This window comes from Deinococcus indicus, from assembly GCF_002198095.1.
GTDB classification, from domain to species: domain Bacteria; phylum Deinococcota; class Deinococci; order Deinococcales; family Deinococcaceae; genus Deinococcus; species Deinococcus caeni.
In genome coordinates this window covers 134,987-156,983 of sequence record NZ_NHMK01000022.1, presented here as the reverse complement: position 1 = coordinate 156,983, position 21,997 = coordinate 134,987, and the positions used below count along the sequence as shown (strand labels likewise).

At 72.0% G+C, this 21,997-nt stretch carries 17 protein-coding genes; 13 read left to right on the top strand and 4 right to left on the bottom strand.

Features of this window, described 5'->3' with window-relative positions:
- The 4 genes from CBQ26_RS14930 to CBQ26_RS14915 form a co-directional block, all read right to left on the bottom strand.
- Nucleotides 1–459, bottom strand: coding sequence for a hypothetical protein (locus tag CBQ26_RS14930; RefSeq protein WP_143342158.1), 459 nt, complete (start codon nt 457–459; stop codon nt 1–3).
- A 293-nt stretch (nt 460–752) separates the two neighbouring features.
- Entirely contained in the window at nt 753–1,655 is a 903-nt protein-coding gene (locus CBQ26_RS14925; RefSeq protein ID WP_088249433.1) for a glycosyltransferase family 2 protein, read from the bottom strand.
- A complete protein-coding gene (locus CBQ26_RS14920) occupies nt 1,648–3,012 on the bottom strand; it encodes a hypothetical protein (protein WP_088249432.1) in 1,365 nt (454 codons plus the stop codon). Before CBQ26_RS14920 ends, CBQ26_RS14925 begins: the two co-directional genes overlap by 8 nt.
- Nucleotide 3,013: 1 nt before the next feature.
- Nucleotides 3,014–4,261, bottom strand: coding sequence for a lipopolysaccharide biosynthesis protein (locus tag CBQ26_RS14915; RefSeq protein ID WP_172418115.1), 1,248 nt, complete (start codon nt 4,259–4,261; stop codon nt 3,014–3,016).
- Between the two features lie 307 nt (nt 4,262–4,568).
- On the opposite strand from CBQ26_RS14915, the gene rfbF reads away from it, so the two are divergent.
- The 13 genes from rfbF (at nt 4,569) to CBQ26_RS14850 (ending at nt 21,847) form a co-directional block, all read left to right on the top strand.
- Entirely contained in the window at nt 4,569–5,339 is a 771-nt protein-coding gene (gene rfbF, locus CBQ26_RS14910) for a glucose-1-phosphate cytidylyltransferase (protein WP_088249430.1), read from the top strand.
- Nucleotides 5,339–6,583 carry an L-2-hydroxyglutarate oxidase gene (lhgO, locus tag CBQ26_RS14905; RefSeq protein WP_088249429.1) on the top strand — a complete coding sequence of 415 codons (1,245 nt, stop codon included), beginning with the start codon at nt 5,339–5,341 and terminating at the stop codon, nt 6,581–6,583. The genes rfbF and lhgO overlap by 1 nt, the downstream gene beginning before the upstream one ends.
- Nucleotides 6,580–7,641, top strand: coding sequence for an NAD-dependent epimerase/dehydratase family protein (locus CBQ26_RS14900; protein WP_088249428.1), 1,062 nt, complete (start codon nt 6,580–6,582; stop codon nt 7,639–7,641). Before lhgO ends, CBQ26_RS14900 begins: the two co-directional genes overlap by 4 nt.
- Nucleotides 7,638–8,225 carry a dTDP-4-dehydrorhamnose 3,5-epimerase gene (gene rfbC / locus CBQ26_RS14895; RefSeq protein WP_088249427.1) on the top strand — a complete coding sequence of 196 codons (588 nt, stop codon included), beginning with the start codon at nt 7,638–7,640 and terminating at the stop codon, nt 8,223–8,225. Before CBQ26_RS14900 ends, rfbC begins: the two co-directional genes overlap by 4 nt.
- Nucleotides 8,222–9,562 (top strand): NAD(P)H-dependent oxidoreductase, encoded by a 1,341-nt coding sequence (locus CBQ26_RS14890; RefSeq protein ID WP_088249426.1) that lies wholly within the window; start codon nt 8,222–8,224, stop codon nt 9,560–9,562. The genes rfbC and CBQ26_RS14890 overlap by 4 nt, the downstream gene beginning before the upstream one ends.
- Nucleotides 9,563–9,741: 179 nt before the next feature.
- Complete coding sequence (locus tag CBQ26_RS14885; protein WP_088249425.1) at nt 9,742–11,157, top strand: sugar transferase; 1,416 nt, start codon at nt 9,742–9,744, stop codon at nt 11,155–11,157.
- Nucleotides 11,154–12,347, top strand: coding sequence for a glycosyltransferase (locus CBQ26_RS14880; RefSeq protein ID WP_088249424.1), 1,194 nt, complete (start codon nt 11,154–11,156; stop codon nt 12,345–12,347). The genes CBQ26_RS14885 and CBQ26_RS14880 overlap by 4 nt, the downstream gene beginning before the upstream one ends.
- Nucleotides 12,319–14,193, top strand: coding sequence for an asparagine synthase (glutamine-hydrolyzing) (asnB, locus tag CBQ26_RS14875; RefSeq protein ID WP_143342156.1), 1,875 nt, complete (start codon nt 12,319–12,321; stop codon nt 14,191–14,193). Before CBQ26_RS14880 ends, asnB begins: the two co-directional genes overlap by 29 nt.
- Entirely contained in the window at nt 14,190–15,284 is a 1,095-nt protein-coding gene (locus CBQ26_RS14870; protein WP_143342155.1) for a glycosyltransferase family 4 protein, read from the top strand. Before asnB ends, CBQ26_RS14870 begins: the two co-directional genes overlap by 4 nt.
- Nucleotides 15,285–15,490: 206 nt before the next feature.
- Nucleotides 15,491–17,353 (top strand): heparinase II/III family protein, encoded by a 1,863-nt coding sequence (locus CBQ26_RS14865; RefSeq protein WP_172418114.1) that lies wholly within the window; start codon nt 15,491–15,493, stop codon nt 17,351–17,353.
- Entirely contained in the window at nt 17,350–18,642 is a 1,293-nt protein-coding gene (locus tag CBQ26_RS14860) for a nucleotide sugar dehydrogenase (protein WP_088249420.1), read from the top strand. The genes CBQ26_RS14865 and CBQ26_RS14860 overlap by 4 nt, the downstream gene beginning before the upstream one ends.
- The gene (locus CBQ26_RS14855) at nt 18,639–19,910 is read left to right on the top strand and encodes a glycosyltransferase family 4 protein (protein ID WP_244898051.1); all 1,272 of its coding nucleotides are present in this window, start codon (nt 18,639–18,641) and stop codon (nt 19,908–19,910) included. Before CBQ26_RS14860 ends, CBQ26_RS14855 begins: the two co-directional genes overlap by 4 nt.
- A complete protein-coding gene (locus tag CBQ26_RS14850) occupies nt 19,904–21,847 on the top strand; it encodes a NosD domain-containing protein (protein WP_143342154.1) in 1,944 nt (647 codons plus the stop codon). The genes CBQ26_RS14855 and CBQ26_RS14850 overlap by 7 nt, the downstream gene beginning before the upstream one ends.
- Nucleotides 21,848–21,997 lie beyond the last annotated feature (150 nt).

Sequence of the window (21,997 nt, the reverse complement as noted above, 5' to 3'; positions counted from 1 at the left end):
TTACCGGGTGGGCGTGATCGGCGTCACGGGGCGCTGGGCGGCGTCCAGCAGCCGGTTGACGGCCAGCGGGTCATTTAGCATCGCGTTGATGTTCGCCACGTTCAGGCCCAGGCCGTTCGCGAGGGCGAGCGCCGACTCGGCCGTCAGGGTCTGGCCATTCACCATCTGCACGCAGCGCAGTTCCAGGATCAGCATCGCGCGCACGCCGGGACTGGCCGGCTGCCGCTGAAGCAGGCCGAGGGTCGGCGCGGTCACGCACCGGCCGCTCTTCTGGAAGGTGCTGGCGACCCGTTGGCTGGCGTTGATGCCGACGAACAGTGGCGCGCTCAGCGGGACGCCGCTGGCACGGCCGAGGCGCTCGACGAAACTGCGGGCCTCGCCGCTCAGGGAGGAGGCGCCGGCGGACGCGACCAGCGCGCTCAGCAGGAGGCATCCAGGGAACTGCAGCCGTCTTGGCATGATCACTCCTTTCCTGGCCCGGAATCCTGCGAATGGGGGTTCCGGCCGGGGCGACCCTGTGTGAGGTCCACCCCATCTTGCCCATGAGCGCAGCATGAGCAGCCGTTGCTCATTGCCGGTGGGCTTCCATCCGAGCGGAGTCGCACAACTGCGCAGCAGAGCGAGTGCGAGCCGAAGCCGTTGCCGGGCATGGATTCGGCAACCCGGTGAATGTCCGGGTTGTCGGCGACACAGACGGCAGTCCGTCTCACATGGCGTGCTCCAGACGGCCGTCCGGATGACCGGCCCGCCGCTCAGGGCCTTCCCGAGGACGGCAGCCCGCGGGCTGGCGGGGGCCTGAAGGCGGCCAGCGTTCCCTGCACGATGGCGCGCGCCTGCGGCCACTCCCGTTTCAGCAGGCGTTTGACGAAGTACCATCCCAGGCCGCAGGTCAGGGGCACGATGGGCAGCGGCGCGTGTCGCCGGTAGAAGCGCACGGTGCTCTGCGAGAAGACCCGCTCGAACGTCTCGGATTTGCGTGTCGCCGTGTTCGCGCCCGTACTGACCGCGCCGAGATGCCAGACCCGTGAATCGGCCGCGACCGTCAGTGCCCACCCGGCGGCCCGCAACCGGAAACTGTAGTCCGTGTCCTCCCAGTACATGAAGAACTGCTCGTCGAGCAGGCCGATCTGCCGGATGGCCAGCACCCGGACCAGCAGGCTCGTGCCGGCCAGGAAATCCAGCTGCTCGTCGGGCACGGTCCGTCTGAGCAGCCGGGACTCGCCCTTCCAGAGACTGACGCGGCCACCCCCGTACGCCTGCACGGTTTCGGTGCCCATGTCGTACAGGACGGACGCGACCGCGCCGATGTCGGGCCGCTCCTGGGCCCTGCGGACGAGGGCGTCCAGGGCGCCGGGGTCCACGAGGGTGTCGTTGTTCAGGAACCACAGGAATTCCGGTTCGCCGGTCCGCAGGGCAAAGGCGCTGCCGGCGTTGTTGGCGGCCGTGAAGCCGACGTTGACCGGCAGGACCAGCAGATCCTGGGCCGGCAGGTGCGCGCGCAGGCGCTCCAGCTGTTCGGGGCGCGAACCGTTGTCCACGACGACCACCCGGCCAGGGCGGGTGAGGTGCCGCAGGGACTGCAGACAGGCGACGGTCAGGTCCGTCTGGTTGTAGTTGATGACGATGACCGTCACGGCCGACATGCGTTCAGTCATAAGGCTCCAGGGGCGTCCCGGAAGGCACTCCGGGCCGCCAGGGCAGGGGTTCGGGCGCGGAGAACCAGCGGTGCGCCTGCGCGGCCTGCTGCGCGCGGGCCAGCAGGAACGCGCTGCAGACGACCATCATGAAATTCCAGTCGGCGTTCGTGAAGACGATGGTGTAACTGCCGATCACCGAGATGAAGGCCAGGGTCGTCAGCAGGGTCAGGGCGAGCGGGGAACGCAGGCGCCAGCGCAGCGCGCTCAGCAGCGGCAGCAGCAGCCCTCCCCAGATCAGGAGTTGCAGCCCGACGTACCCGAAGGTCCACTGGACCGAATGGAAGGAGTAGTGAAGTTCCCCGGTGGTCTCCCAGGGGTTGGGGGCCTTGATGTCCTCCGGGATGGTGACGTTGGTACCGACCCCGATCCAGCGCTGCTCGGGCGTCTGGACCAGCGTGAAGGCCAGCCGCGCCTGCTCCGCACGCCAGTCGATGTTGGTGCCGTCGAGACTGAAGCGTTCCTGCCCCGCGTACTGCTCGGCCAGACGGGTGACGGCCAGACCGGCCGGGGTGGTGGTGACCGCGACCCCGGCCCCCAGCACGAACAGGGCGCCGGCGGTCAGCAGCCGGACCCGCCGGGACTGGCTGACCTGCGTGGTCAGCCAGCGGATCATGACGTACAGCGTGATCAGCGCCGCCGTCGTCAACAGGAACCCGCGGGTCAGGGTGCAGGACAGGGCCAGGGTGAAGAAGGCGGCGCGGGCCAGTTCGAACCGCATGCCTTCCGGACGGGTCAGGGCGCGCTCGACGGAGACGATCAGCGCGAAGAACAGCAGCGCCACCCCCGGATAGAACACGCGTGCCAGCGGCCCCACCTGCTCGTAGATGGTCACGTCGTCCCACAGGGCCGCCTGACCGTTCCCGGCCCGGCCGGGGAACAGGCCGGGGACGGCGAAGGCGATCAGGACCCGCGCCGCCAGGACCGTGGCGAGCAGCATCAGGGTCTGCTCGATCCGGGCGTCGCTGCGGCGCTGGCACCACAGGTACACGACCGGGAACACAAGCAGTGAGGAAAACTTGTAGAAGTAGCTGAAGGCGCCCACCATGGGCGCGCCCGTGAAGTACAGCCACGCGAAGTACCCGTACGGCATCAGGCCCAGCAGCGTCAGCAGGACGCCGGGCAGCGGCAGGTGGCGCAGGCTCAGCAGCGCCAGCCCCGAGGCCAGCCACGTGACGGCCAGCCACAGCAGCGTCGCGCCGTCGGCCGCGGCGGGGTTCAGGGCGTGCAGGGTGCCGAACAGCGAGAAGGTGCCCAGGAACAGACTGAACAGGGCCGCGTAGCCCCAGAAATCCAGCTGGTCACGGGAGAGGCGCATGTCAGGCCGACCGACCGAGCGTCTCGGCCGGCACAGGTCCGCGCCGGGTCAGGGCGTAGGCGACCGTCAGGACGGCCAGCACGGCCAGTTCCGTGACGACCACCGCCCCGGCCATGGCCAGCGGACCGCCGCGCGGCACCAGCCACACGATCAGCCCTGCGTTCAGAGCGGCGGCGCCCAGGACGGTCAGGTTGAACGTGAGGTCCATTCCGCGCGGCAGCAGCCAGAACAGCCCGAGGACGATGTTGACGGCAATCACGGCCGGCAGCAGCCCGAGGACGCGCAGCAGCGGCACGGACTCGCCGAAGGCCGGGCCGAGCAGGATCTGAACGAGCAGCGGCGCGCCGAACACCGCGCACAGCGACAGCAGCAGCCCGGCGCCCGCCATCAGCCGCATGCCGGACGCCAGCGCCTCGCGGGCCTGCGCCGGCGGCAGGTGGACCATCCGGGCGTAGCGGGGAAACAGGGCGCGGTGCAGTGGACTGAGCAGCCCCTGGAAGGCGCGTGCGATCCGGTCAGCCCCGGCGTAGTACCCCACGAGCTGGGGCGACACGAACAGTCCCAGCAGAAAGGCGGCGCTGCTCGCATACACGCTGGACGCGGCCCGGAACACGAACATGTTGGTGCCCAGCCGCACCGCGCCGGTCACGGCCGCCCACCCCGGCCACGTCAGGGGGGCGTGCCGGGCGGCCAGCCACAGGCAGAGGCCGGCGGACGCGAGGGCTGCGGCGCCCTGCGCGGCAGGCACCAGCCACGCGTCGGCGGGGCCGCGGACGGTCAGGAACACGGCGGCCGTCCCGGCCGCTTTCAGTCCGATGTCCAGCGTGGACACGCGGGCCAGGTTCTCGATTCCCTGAAAGAACCACATGACGTTCAGGGCCTGCGCGGCGGCCCAGGCAAAGGCCACCCACAGCAGCAGCGGCTCCTGCCGGAAGGCCGGAACCCACTGCTGCGCGGCCAGGGTCAGCAGGGCCGCCGTGACGGTCAGGAGCCCTTTGGCCACGGTCACGCTGGACAGCAGCGCTCCCAGGGAGGCGCGGTCCTCCTGCCGCCGGGCCGCTTCACGGGTGCCGCTCAGGTCGAAGCCGAACTCGATCAGCAGCGCAACGAGCAGCGCGAACGCCTGCGCCACGGCCAGCGCGCCCCAGGCGCCGGGTCCGAGGGTCCGCGCCAGGAACGGCGTGGTCAGCAGCGGCAGGGCGTACGTGACGACATGCACGCCGTACAGCGCGGCCGCGTTCCGGAGCACCTGTGGCGAGAGCAGCCGCACTTCAGTCCGTCACGCGGGTTGCCGCCGCGCCGCCTGGGGGGGTGCCGGGCGACGCGCCGGGTCGTTCGAGGGGTGCGTTTCCGTCCGGGCTGGAACCATGGGGCCTCCTTTCACCGCAGCGGTGGCCGCGGTGGCCTCATCTTGCCCATGAGCAGCGCATGAGCAGCGGTTGCTCATTTTCCCGGTGTCTCACCATGCGTTCAGTCGCAGGAAACCGAGGCGGCCTGTGATGCCCACCACCCCACACCAGAGGAGCGCAGACCATGACCAGCAGACAAGGAACCGCGTGAAGGCCGTCATCCTGGCCGGTGGACTCGGCACCCGCATCAGCGAGGAAAGCACCGTGCGGCCCAAACCCATGATCGAAGTCGGCGGCCGCCCGATCCTGTGGCACATCATGAAAATCTACTCCGCGCACGGCATCACCGATTTCGTGATTCTGTGCGGCTACAAGCAGTACATGATCAAGGAGTACTTCGCCAACTACTTCCTGCACATGTCCGACGTGACCTTCGACATGCGCACCCATGACGCCACGTACCTGTGCAACCACGCCGAACCGTGGTGCGTCACGCTGGTCGACACCGGGGAGGACACCCTGACCGGCGGCCGCCTGCGCCGCGTGCGCCAGTACCTGGGAGACGACACGTTCTGCTTCACGTACGGCGACGGCGTGGGCGACATCGACGTGACGGGCAGCATCGACTTTCACCGCCGCCACGGGGGACTGGCCACCATGACCGTCATGCAGCCGCCGGGCCGCTTCGGGGCGGTCGGCATGACCAGCGACAGCCGCGTCACCGCCTTCCAGGAGAAACCCGACGGGGACGGCAACTGGATCAACGGCGGCTTCTTCGTGCTGGAACCCGCCGTGATCGACCACATCGAGGGCGACCACACCACCTGGGAGGCCGAGCCGCTGCGCGCCCTGGCGCACGCCGGACAGCTGTCCGCCTTCCGGCATCCGGGCTTCTGGCAGCCCATGGACACCCTGCGCGACAAGCACCACCTCGAGGAACTCTGGCGCTCAGGACGGGCGCCCTGGAAGGTCTGGTGATGCGCTACGACTTCGCTGTGATCGGCGGCGGGATCGTCGGGCTGGCCACCGCCCACGCCCTGACCAGCCGCTACCCCGACGCCCTGATCGTGGTTCTCGAGAAGGAGCAGGCCCCCGCGCAGCACCAGACCGGCCGCAATTCCGGCGTGATCCACAGCGGCGTGTACTACGCGCCCGGCAGTCTCAAGGCGCAGCTGTGCCGCGCCGGCAACCGCTCCATCACCGACTTCTGCGACCGGCACGGCCTGCCCTACGACCGCTGCGGCAAGATCATCGTCGCCACCCGCTCCTCCGAACTGCCGGGCCTGCGCCGGCTGCACGAACGGGCGCAGGCACACGGCCTGAAGGTCACCCCCCTGACGCCCGAACAGGTCCTGGAACACGAGCCGCACGTCAGGGCGCTCGCGGGGCTGCACCTGCCGGACACCGGGATCATCGACTACCGCGCCGTCTGCCTGACGCTGGCGCGGCTGTTGCAGGCGCGGCACGCCACCGTCCGTTACGGAACGCAGGTCACGGGCGTTCAGGCGGACGGGCGCGGCTACCGGATCGACACCACGGACGGTCCGTTCGCCACGCACGTGCTCGTCAACTGCGCCGGGCTGCACAGCGACCGCGTCGCCCGGCAGGCCGGCGCGGACCCCGGCAGTCAGATCGTGCCGTTCCGGGGCGAGTACTACGAACTGGTGCCGGAGCGCCGCCACCTGGTCCGCAACCTGATCTACCCCGTCCCGAACCCCGACTTCCCGTTCCTGGGCGTGCATTTCACCCGCATGATCGACGGCAGCGTGCACGCCGGCCCGAACGCCGTCCTGGCGTTCGCCCGCGAGGGCTACACAAAACGGGACGTGAACCTGCGCGACCTGCGCGAGGCCCTCGGCTACCCCGGTTTCCAGCGGCTGGCCCGGCAGAACCTGCGCGAGGGCGCCGCCGAACTGTGGCGGTCGTTCTCGAAAGCCGCGTTCGTCCGCAGCCTCCAGCAGCTGATCCCCGAGGTGCAGGCGCGCGACGTGACGCCCAGTCAGGCCGGCGTGCGCGCCCAGGCGCTGACCCCCGCCGGGCAACTGGTGGACGATTTCCTGCTGGTCGACGCACCGAACGCCCTGCACGTCTGCAACGCGCCCTCGCCCGCCGCGACGTCCTCGCTGGAGATCGGCCGGATGGTCGCGGCGCGCGTTCCGGCCCCCCCGCACCTCAGCCACTACGCCCAGCCCGACAGCGGCGAGCAAGGAGTCTACGCATGAACATTCTCGTGACTGGCACGGAAGGATACCTCGGCTCGCTGCTTGCCCCGGAACTGCTGCGGCGCGGCCACAGCGTGACCGGCCTGGACACCGGCTTCTACCGGGCGGGCTGGCTGTATCACGGCACCGACCAGACGGCCCGCACCCTGATCAAGGACCTGCGGGACGTCAGCAGCGACGACCTGCGCGGCATGGACGCCGTGGTGCACATGGCGGAACTGTCGAACGATCCGCTGGGGCAACTGCTGCCCACCATCACGTACGACATCAACCACGCGGGCTCCGTGCGGCTGGCCCGGCTGGCCAAGGCGGCCGGCGTGACCCGGTTCGTGTATATGTCCTCGTGCAGCGTGTACGGCGTGGGCGGCGCGGACTTCGTGGACGAACGCTCGGACGTCAACCCGCAGACGGCCTACGCGGAGTGCAAGGTGCTGGTCGAACGCGATCTGCGGGAACTGGCGGACGCCTCGTTCTCCCCGACGTTCCTGCGGAACGCCACGGCCTTCGGCGCCTCGCCCCGCATGCGTTTTGACATCGTGCTGAACAACCTCAGCGGACTGGCCTGCACGCGCCGGGCCATCACCATGACCTCGGACGGCACGCCCTGGCGGCCGCTGGTCCACGCCCTGGACATCGCGCAGGCCATCGCGCTGGTCCTGGAGGCGCCGCCGGAGCGGGTGCACAACGAGACTTTCAACGTCGGCGCGACCGACCACAACTACCGCGTGCGGGAAATCGCCGAACTGGTCGCGCAGGCCTTCCCCGGCTGCGCCGTGCAGTTCGGCGAGAACGGTTTGGACAACCGCTCGTACCGCGTGAACTTCGACAAGATCCGCCGCGCCCTGCCGGACTTCGAACCCGCCTGGGACGCCGGGCGCGGCGCGCAGCAACTCGCGGACCTGTTCAGCCGCATCGACCTGCAGGCCAGCGACTTCAACTGGCGCGGGTACACGCGCCTCACGCAACTCGAGTACCTGCTGCGCACCGGTCAGATCGACCAGGACTTCTACTGGCAGCCCCTGCCGGTCCCCGCGCGCCGCGAAGGGAGCCCCGCATGAACCTCACCGAGACTGCCCTGAGCGGCGCGTTCATCATCGACCTGACCGTGATCGCCGACGAACGCGGGGGCTTCGCCCGCACCTTCGACCGGGACGTCTTCGCCGGGCGGGGCCTCAACCCGCTGACCGTGCAGGCGAACCTGAGCTTCAACCACCGCGCCGGCACCCTGCGCGGCCTGCACTACCAGCTGCCGCCGGCCGCCGAGACGAAACTGGTCCGCTGCACGCGCGGCGCCATCCTGGACGTGATCGTGGACCTGCGCCCGCAGTCGCCCACGTACCTGCAGCACGTGGCGGTGGAACTCACGGCCGACAACCGCCGCGCCCTGTTCGTGCCGGAACAGTTCGCCCACGGGTACCAGGCACTCACGGACGGCGCGGAGGTCACGTACCAGGTCAGCGCGGCGTACACGCCGGGTTCCGAGCGCGGCCTGCGCTTCGACGATCCGGCGCTGGGCATCGGCTGGCCGCTGCCGGTCACGGTCATTTCCAGCAAGGACGCCGCGTGGCCGCTGCTGGCCGACCGTGACGACCTGCCCCGCCCGGTTCCCGCCCCGCCCGCCGCACTGGAGGTCAGCCGATGATCATCGTGGATACGGCGCTGCGGCGCCGCGAGCAGGCCGGCACGCCCGTGCGGGTCGCCATGATCGGCGCCGGGTTCATGGGGCGCGGCGTGGCGAACCAGATCGTGAACAGCGTGCCCGGCATGGCCCTGGTCGCCATTTCCAACCGCCACGTCGCCGGGGCGGAACGCGCCTACGCCGAGGCCGGCTGGACCCACCACGTGCGCGTGGACACCCAGGTCGCCTTCGAGGACGCCGTGCGGCGCGGCCGGCCGGTCGTGACCGACAACGCCCTGCTGCTGTGCCGCAGCGAACAGGTGGACTGCGTGATCGACGTGACGGGCGACGTGGAATTCGGGGCGCAGGTGACCCTGGAAGCCATCGCGCACGGCCGGAACATGGTCACCATGAACGCCGAACTCGACGCGACCATCGGCCCGCTGCTGGCGCGGCGCGCCGCCGCCGCCGGCGTGATCCTGACCGCCGCGGATGGTGACCAGCCGGGCGTGCAGATGAACCTGTACCGCTTCGTGCGTTCCATCGGCCTGACCCCGCTGGTGTGCGGGAACATCAAGGGCCTGCAGGACCCGTACCGCACCCCCACGACCCAGCGGGCGTTCGCGGAGAAATGGGGGCAGAACCCGCACATGGTCACCAGCTTCGCGGACGGCACCAAGATCTCGTTCGAGCAGGCGATCGTCGCCAACGGCACCGGCATGCGCGTGGAGCGGCGCGGCATGCGCGGCTCGGTGTTCCCCGGTCACGTGGACGAACTGACCAGCCAGTACGACGTGGACGCCCTGCGGGCCCTGGGCGGCGTGGTGGACTACACGGTCGGCAGTCGCCCCGGCCCCGGCGTGTTCGTGCTTGCCACGCACGACGACCCGCGCCAGCGGCACTACCTGAACCTGTACAAACTGGGCGAGGGACCGCTGTACTCCTTCTACACGCCGTACCACCTGTGCCACTTCGAGGTGCCGCTGACCGCCGCGCGCGCCGTGCTGTTCGGGGACGCCGCCCTGCAGCCCAGCGCGCACATGGTGGACGTGATCACCACCGCCAAGACCGACCTGCCTGCCGGAACTGTTCTGGACGGCCTGGGCGGCTACCACACCTACGGGCAGTGCGAGAACGCCGACGTGGCCCGCGCCGGCCAGCTGCTGCCCATGGGGCTGGCGGTCGGCGCCCGCCTCCGCCGGGCCGTGCAGCGCGACGAGGTCCTCACCTACGCCGACGTGGACCTCCCGCAGGACTCGCTGGCCGTGCAGCTGCGCGCCGAACAGGACCGTCTGGAGGCCGCTCCGCTGCCGGCGTCGCCGCCCCTGAGTGCCCACCGCCCGCACGACGCGGCCCACTGATTCCGGTTGAAGGGCGCGCAGAGCTGCGAGGCAGCGCCAGCAGCAGAGAAACGCCCCTCCGGGCGTGCAGCGGGCAACCCGGCGATCTCCCGTGTTGCCCCCGAGACAGACGGCAGTCCGTATGACCCCCGCCCGGCGGCCCCCGACGCCCCAGCATGACCCAGTACCGACGGAGAAGCATGACTGTGACGCAATCGGTAACAGACGAGATCCTCCGCCACCCCGGCCCGAACGCAGCCGAGGCCGGCGCCGAGGCGGCCGGCCCGGTCGTCCGGGCGCGGGTGCCCACCACCGGCGCCCTGGACCGCCGGGCCAGCATGAACGGCGTGATTCTGGCCGCCGGGGACGCCGGCGCGCTGTGGCTGCTGCTGGGCCTGACCCTGCCGGCCGCGCTGGGCGGGCACGCCGGTCACGCCTGGCAGACGGCGTTCATCTGCACCTGGGTGGTCGCCTCGCTCACCTTCCGCTCGTACCCCGGTTACGGCATGGACAGCAGCGAGCGGCTGCGGCGCAGCGTCATCTGCGCCTGCGCGGCCGTACCCAGCCTGATCGGCGCGGCCGTCGAGTACACCCCCACGACCCTGGTGGGCGCCGTCACGCTGCTGCTGATCGCGCCGCTGGGCGTGCCGCTGGTCCTGCTGACCCAGGGCGGCGTGCGCGCCCTGCTGCACGCCGCGAACCGCTGGGGCGTGGACGTCGCCGTGATCGGGGACGGCGAGGCCGCCGCGACCGTGACCGACACGCTGCGCCGCGACTGGAGCCTCGGCTACCGCCCGCTGGACAGTGGGGACGCCAACCTCGCGATCCTGGCCATGCCGAACATCCCGTTCGCGCTGCGCGACCGGCTGCTCGACGGGCCGCTGGCCCGCTTCCGCCGGGTGCTGGTGATGGTCACGCAGCCCGCCTCGGACACCCGCTGGGCCGGTTCGCACCAGCTGGGCACCATCAGCGTGCTGGAAGTCCGCCGCCGCCACCTGGAACCCGGCGACCTGCGGCAGAAACGCGCGCTGGACCTGGTGATCGCCGCGCTGCTGTTCCCGTTCTTCACGCCGCTGCTGCTGATCGTGGCGCTGGTCGTGGCACTCGACTCGCGCGGCCCGGTCCTGTACGGCGCGACCCGCCTGGGCTGGCGCGGCCGGCCCTTCACCTGCTGGAAGTTCCGCACCATGCACGGCGACGGCGAGCAGAAACTCGCCGACCTGCTGGCCCGCGACCCGCAGGCCCGCGCGCACTACGCCCGCTTTCACAAGCTGCCCAGCGATCCGCGCGTGACCCGCGCCGGCCATTTCCTGCGGCAGACCAGCCTGGACGAACTGCCGCAACTGCTGAACGTCCTGACCGGTGAGATGAGCCTCGTCGGTCCCCGCCCCTACCTGCAACGCGAGGTGCCCGATATGAACCCCCACACGGACGTGATTCTCAGCTGCCGGCCCGGCATCACCGGTCTGTGGCAGGTGTCGGGCCGCAGCGGCACCAGCTTCCACGAGCGCGTGCAGCTGGACCTGCAGTACGTGCGCCGCTGGAGCCCCTGGCTGGACCTGACCCTGCTGGTCGCCACGCTGGAAGTCGTCGTGCGCCGGCGCGGAGCGCTGTGACGCGCGGGCGGCCCCTGCGGGTCACGGCCGTGCTGCCGGTCCTGGCGGGCGGCGGCGCCGAGGTGCAGATGGCCGAACTGCTGCGCGCCCTGCCCGCGTACGGCGTCGAGTGCGAACTGGTCACGCTGCTCAGCGCCCCGCCCGACGAGACCCTGACCCGCCGCCTGCACCTGCGGGAACTGCGCCACGTGGACCTGGCCGCCGCGCCCCGCGCGGCCGGCGGGCGGGGCGCGGCGCACGCGCTGCGCAACGTGGCCCGCGCCCGCACCCTGCTGCGCGAACACCTGGGCCGCAGCCAGCCGGACGTGGTGTACTCGCGCCTGTGGTACGCGGGCGTGGCGGTCGCCTCGCTGAACCGCCGCACGCTGGGCTTCGCGCACGTGGCGAACGAGGAGAACGCCCTGCGCAACCGCGACGACGCCGGGCTGATCAAGCGGCAGGCGCGCCTGCACGTGATCCGGCAGGCGGACCGCTGGGTGGTGCCGTCACAGGGGTTGCTGCGGGACTTCACGCGCGCCGGCGGCGACGCCCGGCGCGGGCAGGTCATCCACAACGCCACCCGCTTCCCGGCCGCGCCGCGCCCGCCTGCCCCGGCCGGCCCGGTCCGCCTCGCCGCGATGGGCCGCCTGACCGCCGGCAAGGGCTTTGCCCGGCTGCTGGACGTCCTGTCTGACCTGCGCCGCCAGGACGTGCCGTTCACGCTGGACATCGCCGGCGAGGGACCGGACCGCGCCGCGTTGCAGGCCCGCATCGCCGCGCTGAACCTGGGCGCGCAGGTGCGGCTGGTGGGCTTCGTGCCGGACCCGCTGGCGTTCTTGCAGGCGCACGACGTCTTCGTGCTCAGCTCGTACGCCGAGGGCTTCGCGAACGTGCTGGCCGAGGCGATGGCCTGCGGGCTGCCCGCCGTGTCCTTCGACATCCGGCACGGGCCGTCCGAACTGATCACGAACGGCGAGACCGGCCTGCTCGTCCCGGACGGCGACCTGCGCGGCCTGGGGGACGCGCTGCGCGCGCTGGCGCTTGACCCGGCGCTGCGGGACCGGATGGGCGCGGCAGGACTGGAACGCGCCCGGCAGCGCTTCACGGTCGGCGGGATGGCCGAGGCGTTCGCGGCCGTCTTTCACGCGGCGGCCTCCGGGCGCCGGCAGGGAGGTGAACAGCATGTGCGGCATTCTTGGACTCATCTCTGACACCCCGTCCGGGCAGGCGCTGGACCTGGGGTCCATCCGGCACCGCGGACCGGACCGGCAGTCGAGCGTCACGCTGGGCAGCGCCCGGCTGGGGCACGCGCGCCTGAGCATCATCGACCTGTCCAGCGGCGCGCAGCCCATGAGCGACGTGGACGGACTGGTCACGACCGTCTTCAACGGCGAGATCTACAACCACCTCGAACTGCGCGCCGAACTCGAGGCGCGCGGGCACCGCTTCGCGACCCGTTCGGACACCGAGGTCATCCTGAACGCCTACCTCGCGTGGGGCGTGGAGGGCTTCGGGCGGCTGCGCGGCATGTTCGCCCTGGCGCTGTTCGACGCGCGCAGCGGCCACACGGTCCTGGCCCGCGACCCGTTCGGCATCAAGCCGCTGTTCTGGTCGCGTTCGCGGGACGGCGCGGTGGGATTCTCGTCGGAACTGGGGGCGCTGTTCACGCTGCCCGGCATGGAGGCCCGCCCGGACTTCACGTCGGTCCTGGAGACCCTGACCTACCGGCACGCCTTCGGGCTGGACACGCTGTACGAGGGCGTGCAGCGCCTGGAACCCGGCACGGCGCTGGTCGTGGCCGCGCAGGCCAGCGCCGTGTTCCACGTGCGTTTCGGCAGCGTGAGCGCCGAGGTCGAACGCTGCCGCGCCGCGCAGGCCGCGCAGCTTCCCGGCGTGCAGGACGTGCGGGAGCGCGTGCGTGACAGCGTGGACCACCACACCCTGGCGGACGTGCCGCTGGGCTGCTTCCTGAGCGGCGGCCTGGATTCCAGCGTGGTCGCCAGCCTGCTGGCCCGCCCGGACGGCCCGCCCCTGAACGCCTACGCGGTCGGGTTCGAATCGGCCGGCAGCGAACGCAGCGAACTGCCGTACGCGCAGCTCGTGGCGCGGCACCTGGGCCTGAACCTGCACCCGGTCACGGTGGGCGCGGCGGATTTCCTGACCCTGGCGCCGCGCCTGTCCGGCACCCTGAACGGACCCTTCTCGGAACCGGCGGACGTCGCCATGCTGAAACTCTCGCTGCGGGCCGCGCAGGACGTGAAGGTCGTGCTGTCCGGCGAGGGCGGCGACGAATCGTTCGCCGGGTACCCCAAGTACCTCGCCGACGGCATGGCGGGGCCGCTGGGACCGGCCATGCGCCTGGGCCGCCGCCTGGGGCTGGGCCGCGCCGGCCGCCTCGGCATCGCCGCCGACGCCCTGAGTGAGCGGCACGCCGCCGCCCGCTGGATGCGCTGGTTCGCCAACAACGACGCGCCGCCCACGCTGCTCAGCGGCCTGCTGATGGCCGGCGCGCGCCCGGAACGCGCCCGCCAGTGGGTCGAGGACCGCGTGGCCGCGTACCCGGCCGCCTGGAGCGACCTGCAACGCATGCAGGTGCTGGACCTGGAGGCGTGGCTGCCGAACAACCTGCTGCACCGCGGGGACTACACGACCATGCAGGCGTCCATCGAGCAGCGCGTGCCGCTGCTGGACCGCGAACTGACGCCCTGGGCGGTGGCCCTGCCGCGCCACCTGAAGGTGTCCCGCGCGCGCGGGAAACTGCCGCTGCGCTCCGCGTTCGGCCCGGCCCTGCCGCGCGAGGTGCTCGAACGGCCCAAGAGCGGGTTCCGGTTGCCGCTGGGCGAGTGGCTGACCACGGACGCGGCGCTGCGCTCCATGACGCACGACCTGCTGCTCTCGCCGTCCGCGCAGCTGAGCAGCCTGATGGACCGGGGTGAACTGAGCGGCATGCTGCGCCCGCAGGCGCTGGGCACCACCGGCGGCGCGAAACTGGCCTGGACGGCCGTGAACCTCGAACTGTGGCTGCAGGCCGTGCGGGCCGGGGCGGTCGTGGCGTGAGGACGGCCGCCCCCCCGATTCCGCTGCTGCTGTCCGGACCCCACCCGCGCGTGGGGGGCGGCGTGGTCGCCCACTGCGGGGCGCTGCACGGCGCGCTGGCGACCCTGGGCCTGACGGTGCAGCAGGTGCATGTCGGCGCGGGCCTCGACGAGGACGAGACGCTGGGCGCCCGCCTGCGCGGCGCCGGGCACCTGCTGGGCAGCCTGCCGGGCTTCGCGCGCCGCTCGCGCGGGCAGCTGGTGCACCTGAATCCGTCGTTCACCCCGAAGGCCGCGCTGCGCGACGCGGCGCTGATGCTCGCCGCGCGGCTTCAGGGGTCGCCGGTCGTCGTGGAATTCCACGGCGGGCTGCCCGGCGACGTGCGCGGCCCGCTGGGGCAGCTCGCGGTGCGCCAGCTGTGCCGCGCGGACGCCGTGGTCGTCATCAACCGCCTGCAGGAACGCGCGCTGCTGGAACGCCACCCGTGGGTGCGTGACCGGCTGCACCGCGTGCCGAACGGGGTGACGCTGCCGGCCCTGAACCTGAGCGGCCTGAGCGGGCCGCGGCTGGCGGGCCGCGAACTGCTGTTCATGAGCCGCCTGCTGGAAGCCAAGGGCCTGCTGGACGCCGTGCGCGCCCTGCCCGCGCTGCCCGGCGTGACCCTGAACGTCGCCGGCACCGGCCCGGCCGCCGAACCGGCCCGCGCGCTCGCCGCCGACCTGGGCGTGGCGGACCGCGTGGTCTTCCACGGGCACGTCAGCGGCGAGGCGAAAACCGAGCTGCTGCGCCGCTGCGCGCTGATGGTCTTTCCGTCGTACTACCCGGAAGGGCAGCCGATCGTGCTGATCGAGGCGCTCGCCTGGGGCCTGCCGGTCGTGACCTGCGCGGTCGAACCCATCACGGACCTGATCACCAGCGAATGCGGGCGCCTGATCCCGCCCAGATCGCCGGGCGCGCTGGCGCTGGCCGTCCAGGAACTGCTGGCCAGCCCGGCCCGCTACGACCTGATCTCGCGGCACAACCGGACCCTGGCGGAATTCGAGTACGACCTGAACCTGGTGGCGCGGCGCTTCGTGCAGCTGTACCGGCAGGTGCAGTGGAGCCGCCCGTGAGCGGCCGCGCCGTGTCCGCCGGGCCCCCGCCGCGGCAGGCGGCGGGCCGCGCGCCGGGGTATCCGGGCAGCGGCGGACTGCAGGGGTGGCGCTGGAAGTTCAGGCGGCTGGGGGCCATGTCGGTCGGGGAGGTTCTGTGGAGGGTCCAGGTCGAACGAACCAAGTTGCAGTGGCGCGCGCGCGGACTGCCGGAACCGGTGAGGACCTTGTTTGAACGGCAGCGTCACGAGCCGTTCTACGGCCTGCCGCTCTCGCCGGCCCGCCTGCAGGAACTCGCCGGCCCCGACGCGGTCGGCGCGGCGCTGCGCGAGGCCGAACTGATCCTGCAGGGCCGCTGGAGTTTCTTCGCCTTCGCGCAGGACCCCACGCCCGCCACCCCGGACGGCATGACCGACTGGCACCGCTGCGAGGCCACGGGCCGCCGCGCCGACCCGGACGCCTTCGGCCCCACCCTGAACTACCGCGACCCCACCGAGGTCGGGGACGTGAAGACCATCTGGGAGAAGAGCCGCCATCACCACACCACGCTGCTGGCCGTCGCGTACGCCCTGACCGGCGAGCACCGCTACGCGGCGGGCGCGGTGGCGCGCGTGGCCGACTGGATTCTGGAAAATCCGCCGCTGCGGGGCATCAACTGGGCCAGCGGCCTGGAGGTCGGCCTGCGGCTGGTGTCCTGGGCGTGGGTGTACGAACTGCTGCGCCCCCACCCGGACTGGAGCGGCTGGTTCGGCCCGGACTCGCCGCTGTGGCCCAGCGTGTACCAGCACCAGACCTTCCTGGAAGGCTTCGAGTCGCGCGGGTCGTCCGCGAACAACCACCTGCTGGGCGAACTGACGGGCCTGTACGTGGCGAGCGTCACCTGGCCGGTGTTCGAGGAATCCGCCCGCTGGCAGCGCGCCGCCAGGGAAGCCCTGACCCGTGAGGCGACCCTGCAGTTCTTCGAGAGCGGCGTGAACCGCGAGATGGGCTTCGGGTACCACGTCTTCGCCACGGAACTGCTGCTGCACTGCGCGCTGCTGGGCGAGAAGACCGGCGACGCCTTCGACCCGGCCGTCCTGTCCCGGCTGGCGCGCGCCATTCGCGTGATCGGGCAGCTGCGCGGCCCCGGCGACCGGCTGCCCCGCTACGGCGACGACGACGAGGGCCTCGCCGCGCAACTCGAAGCCCGCGAGTCCCCGCGCGTGGACGGCCTGCTGCGGGTCGGGCGCGACTGGCTGGGCGTGCCGGTCCCGGAACCCGGCGGCGGGCACCTGAGCGCGGCGCTGCTGCTCGGCGAGCGCCGCCCCGCGCCGCCCTTCGGGGCCGGTCCCGCCGCGTCCGTGGCCTTCCCGGACGCCGGCCTGTACCTGCTGCGTTCCGGGCAGGGCGCGCGGGAACTGCGGGTGCTGGCCGACGCGGGGCCGCTGGGGTACCTGAGTCTGGCCGGGCACGGGCACGCCGACGCGCTGGGCTTCACGCTGGACGTGGGGCCGCAGCCGGTGGTCGTGGACCCCGGCGTGTACGCCTACCACGCCGACCCGGAGTGGCGGCGGTACTTCCGCAGCACGGCGGCGCACAACACCCTGGAAATCGACCTGCAGGACCAGAGCGTGCAGGCCGGGGCGTTCCTGTGGTCCTACAAGGCCTCGGCCGCCGCGCGCGAGTGGCGGCCCCTGCCGGACGGCGGCCTGCTGCGCGCCTCGCACGACGGCTACACCCGCCTGCCGGGCCACCCGGAGCACACGCGGGAACTGGACCTGCGCGGCCCGTTCCTGACCGTCACCGATCAGGTCGCGGGCCTGGGCCGCCACCACCTGCGGCTGCACCTGCACCTGCACCCGGACTGCGAGGTGCAGCCCGAATCGAGAACCGCGTGGTGGGTGACCTGGGCGACCGGGGCCATGCGCGTCACCTTCGACCCGCGCCTGCAGGTCCGCTGCGGGCAGGGCGAGCACGATCCGGCGTCCGGCGCGACGCCGCTGGGGTGGTACTCGCCCCGCTACGGCCAGAAAGTCCCGAGCCCGACCTTTCGCGCGGCCCTGACCGCGACCCTGCCCGTCACGCTGGTGACGACCCTGGAGGTCTTATGAACGTAGCTGTCTTCGGTCTCGGATACGTCGGTGCCGTCACGTCCGCCTGCCTCGCCCAGCGCGGCCATCACCTGATGGGCGTGGACGTGAATCCCCTGAAATGCGACATGATCGCCTCCGGCCGCTCCCCGATCATCGAGACCGGCCTGGACGACCTGCTGCTCCAGGGCGTGCAGGCCGGGCGGATCCACGCCACGACCAGCGTGTCCGAGGCGGTGGCCTTCGCGGACCTGAGCATCGTGTCGGTCGGCACGCCCAGCCTCCCGAACGGTGGCCTGGACCTGTCGTACGTGTACCGCGTGTGCGAGCAGATCGGTCAGGCGCTGCGGGACAAGGCCGGGCCGCACGTGCTGGTGCTGCGCTCGACGGCGTTGCCCGGCACCACCGACGCCTGCGGCGAGATCCTGCGCCGCGCGGCGGGCCGGGACGTGCACGTGGCCTTCAACCCGGAATTCCTGCGCGAGGGCAGCTCCATCCGCGATTTCGACCAGCCGGCGTACACCATCATCGGCACCGAGGACCGGCACGCGGAGGCGGCCCTGCGGGAACTGTACGCGGACGTGCCGGCGCCCCTGCACGTCGTCCCGACCCGCGTGGCCGAGATGGTCAAGTACACCGCGAACGCCTTCCACGCGGTCAAGATCACCTTCGCCAACGAGATCGGGCTGCTGGCCCGCCAGATGGGCGTGGACGGCCGCGACGTCATGAGCCTGATCGTGCAGGACACCAAACTGAACGTCTCTCCGGCGTACCTGCGGCCCGGCTTCGCGTACGGCGGGTCGTGCCTGCCCAAGGACGTGAGCGCCCTGCTGCACCTCGCGCGCCGCGAGGAACTCAGCGTGCCGCTGCTGGCGTCGCTGCCGCGCAGCAACCACGTGCAGATCGAGCGGGTCGCGGACGCCGTCCTCGCCACCGGCGCGCGCCGCGTGACCGTGCTGGGGCTGGCCTTCAAGGCCGGCACGGACGACCTGCGTGAAAGTCCGGCCGTGGAACTCGTGGAGCGCCTGATCGGGCGTGGCTGCGACGTGCGCATCCTGGACCGCGCCGTGCAGAGCGCCACGCTGCTGGGCGCCAACCGCGAGTACATCGAGCGCCGCCTGCCGCACGTGTCGTGCCTGCTGACCGACGACCCGGAAAGCCTGATCCACGACGCGCAGGCCATCGTGGTCACGCAGAACCAGAAGGAATTCTCGCGGCTGCTCGAGGGCGTGCGTCCGGATGTGCCGGTGTTCGACGTGGCGGGCATTGCCGTGCCGGCGCACGTACGGGTGCAGGGCGTGGCGTGGTGAGCGGCCTTCTGAGCGGGCCGGGCGGCCGGGCGGCCCGGCGGGACGGCCCCGGCCGGGTGCTGATCGTCGTGGAGAACCTGCCCGTCCCCTTCGACCGCCGCGTGTGGATGGAGGCGACCGCGCTGCGCGACCACGGCTACCACGTCAGCGTGATCTGCCCCACCGGCCGGGGCTTCGAGGCGACCCGCGAGACGCTGGAAGGCATCGAGATCTACCGCCACCCGCTGCCGCCGGAAAGCAACGCGGGCCTGGGTTTCGTGCGCGAGTACCTCGCGGCGCTGTACCACGAGACGCGGCTGGCGTGGCGCGTGCGGCGCGAGCAGGGCTTCGACGTGCTGCACGCCTGCAACCCCCCGGACCTGATCTTCCTGGTGGCCGCGCCGTTCCGGGCGCTGTTCGGCACCCGCTTCGTGTTCGACCAGCACGACGTGAACCCGGAACTGTACGTCACCAAGTTCGGGCGGCGCGACCTGGGCTACCACGCGCTGAAACTCGTCGAGCGGCTCACGTTCGCGCTGGCCGACGTGGTGATCTCCACCAACGAGTCGTACCGGCAGATCGCCCTGACCCGCGGCCGCCGCCGGCCCGAGCAGGTGTTCGTGGTGCGAAGCGCCCCCAGCCTGGAGCGCTTCGCGTACCGCCCGGGCGGCGAGGCGCACCGCGCGGGCTTCCGCCACCTCGTGGGCTACCTGGGCGTCATGGGCCCGCAGGAGGGCGTGGACGTGCTGCTGCGCGCCGTGCGGCACATCGTGGACGGGGGCCGCCGGGACATCCGGTTCATGCTGATCGGCGGCGGCTCCAGCCTGGAGGACCTGAAGACCCTGGCGCGCGACCTGGACCTGGAGGACGTGGTGGAATTCACGGGCCGCATTCCCGACGACGACCTGCTGACCCGCCTGAGCGCCTGCGACGTGTGCGTGAACCCGGACCCGCTGAACCCCCTGAACGACGTGTCCTCCATGAACAAGATCGTGGAGTACATGGCGCTGGGCCGCCCCATCGTGCAGTTCGACCTGAAGGAGGGCCGCGCCTCGGCGGGCGAGGCGTCCGTGTACGCCCGCCCGAACGACCCCGCCGCGCTGGCCCAGGCGACCCTGGACCTGCTGGACGACCCGGCGCGCCGCGCGCAGATGGGCGAGGCCGGGCTGCGCGCCATGCGGGAGCGGCTCGCGTGGCACCACCAGATTCCCTCGCTGCTGGCCGCGTACCGGCGCGCCCTGGGGGCCCGGACGGCGCAGGAATCCGGTCAGGTGGGCGTGCGGTGGTAGGAGCGGCCCGGTCGCCGCTCGTGCCGGGCGCGGTCCTGGCCGCCCTGACCGGCGCCACCCTGCTCGGCGTGGCCGGCACTCCGGGCACGCAGCGGCTGGAAGCCGAGAACGGACGGACCGCCGGCGGTCAGCCCCTGCCGCAGCAGGTGGGGGCCGGCCCGGCCTGGATCAACCGCGCCGGGGCGGCCAGCGGGGGGCGGGAGGTCATGATCGCCACGGGTGGGGGAGGGGTGCGCTTCGTGCTGCCGCGCAGCCTGCCGCCGGGCCGTTACCGGGTGGGACTCAACGGGTACGGCCAGCCGTTCCGGGGCGCGCCGGTGGTGGCCCTGCGCGTGAACGACCGCGAGGTCGCGCAGGTCACGTTCACCAGCCCGGTCCGCGCGACCCACCGGGTGTCGGTGCCGCTGGCGCCGGGCGACGTGCTGGAGGTGCGCTTCCTGAACGACCTGTACGGCGGCCCCGGTCAGGACCGCAACGCCGTGCTGGACTTCGTGGAACTGACCGCCGAGGCCGTCAGTCCAGCCGGCACTTCTGGAAGCACTTCCAGTTCGGCCAGGGCGGCGGCCCCCACGCCGGCTCCCGCCCGTCTGGGCACCACCGGCACCGTGACCGTCACGGCCTACGGCGCCGTTGGGGACGGCCGCACCGACGACACGGCCGCCCTGACCCGCGCGCTGAACTCCGGCGCGGCCACCGTGACCGTCCCGAAAGGCCAGTACCTGCTGAGCGCGCCGGTCGTGGTGACGGGCCGCAACCTGACCGTGCAGGGCCAGCCGGGCGCGGAACTGGTCGCAGCGTCCACCTTCCAGGGCGTCGCGGGTACCCAGCGCGGCCTGCTGTGGCTGCGCGGCGTGCAGAACGTCACGGTCCGCGGCCTGGGCATCGACGGGCGCCGGGGTGCGCTGCCGGTGCCGGGCGGCGTGTTCATCGACGGCGTCCTCGTCAGCGACAGCAGCGGCGTCACCCTGAGCGACCTGCACGTCCGCAACGCCGTGACCGACGCGGTGGCCGCCCTGGACTCCCGTGACCTGACCACCGAGAACAACGTCCTGGGCGGCATGGGCCGCCACGGCATCTGGACCCGTAACGTCACCGGACAGCGGCACGTCGGGAACACCGTCACCGGACTGGGCAACCGCACCCAGGCAGACGCCGACCACAACGGCATCGGCATCCTCGCCACGCTGGGCACCGACTTCACCGCCGCCCGCAACACCATCCGCCAGATGAGCGACACCGCCACCAAGACCGAGGGCGTCAGCCGGGTCCTGTACCAGGGCAACACCGTCGACACCTTCGGCAAGGACGGCATCAAGGCCATGCCCTACCCGCCGGCCGTGTCGGTCGTCACGGACGTCCGCTTCGAGAACAACGTCCTGTCCGGCCTGAACTCCTGGCGGCCCGACGGGTCCGGCTACCTGCTGATGCAGTCGGTCGTGCGCGGGACCATCACCGGCAACACCGTCCTGGGCAGCGCCGGCCAGGGCAACCCGCGCGAGGAGGACGCCGTGCGGGTCAACACCTACGGCGCCAGCCCCCCCGCGACCGACATCGTGATCGAGGGCAACACCCTGCGCGACACCCGCCGGGGCCTGCGGGTCCTCAGCGCCGGCGCGGTCGTCCGGCACAACACCGTCACCGGCGCGGCGCCCTGGGCGCGCAGCGGCGTCATCGTCGGCAGCCCCGGCGTGCAGGTCCTGAACAACACCGTCTCCGGCCCGGTCATCGGCGTGCTGATCGACCGCAACGTCCGGGACACGCGCGTGCAGGGCAACTCCTTCGAGCGGCACGAACAGGCGGCCGTGTTCGCCGACAACCAGAACGACGGTACCGCCGTGATCGCCAACCGCTTCGGCGACCGGATCGGTCAGGGCATCGTCGCGCCGCGCGCCGCCGTCACCGCCTGCCAGGACAACGTGGGCACCACCTGCCCCTGACGGGCGGGGACGGCGGCCCTCACGGGAGGCTGCCCGTCCGCCTCATACGGACTGCCGTTTGTTTCGCCGACAATCCGGAACTTCACCGCCCCTGCCGGCTCCACGTCCGGAGGGGCGTTTCTCTCCTGCTCGCATCCGCTCGGATTGAAT

Excerpts from the sequence above, each read along its gene's own strand:
- CBQ26_RS14885 (WP_088249425.1), top strand. The coding sequence starts at position 9,742 with ATGACTGTGACGCAATCGGTAACAGACGAGATCCTCCGCCACCCCGGC.
- asnB (WP_143342156.1), top strand. The coding sequence starts at position 12,319 with ATGTGCGGCATTCTTGGACTCATCTCTGACACCCCGTCCGGGCAGGCG.
- CBQ26_RS14890 (WP_088249426.1), top strand. The coding sequence starts at position 8,222 with ATGATCATCGTGGATACGGCGCTGCGGCGCCGCGAGCAGGCCGGCACG.
- CBQ26_RS14900 (WP_088249428.1), top strand. The coding sequence starts at position 6,580 with ATGAACATTCTCGTGACTGGCACGGAAGGATACCTCGGCTCGCTGCTT.
- rfbC (WP_088249427.1), top strand. The coding sequence starts at position 7,638 with ATGAACCTCACCGAGACTGCCCTGAGCGGCGCGTTCATCATCGACCTG.
- CBQ26_RS14930 (WP_143342158.1), bottom strand. The coding sequence starts at position 459 with ATGCCAAGACGGCTGCAGTTCCCTGGATGCCTCCTGCTGAGCGCGCTG.
- CBQ26_RS14925 (WP_088249433.1), bottom strand. The coding sequence starts at position 1,655 with ATGACTGAACGCATGTCGGCCGTGACGGTCATCGTCATCAACTACAAC.
- CBQ26_RS14920 (WP_088249432.1), bottom strand. The coding sequence starts at position 3,012 with ATGCGCCTCTCCCGTGACCAGCTGGATTTCTGGGGCTACGCGGCCCTG.
- lhgO (WP_088249429.1), top strand. The coding sequence starts at position 5,339 with ATGCGCTACGACTTCGCTGTGATCGGCGGCGGGATCGTCGGGCTGGCC.
- CBQ26_RS14860 (WP_088249420.1), top strand. The coding sequence starts at position 17,350 with ATGAACGTAGCTGTCTTCGGTCTCGGATACGTCGGTGCCGTCACGTCC.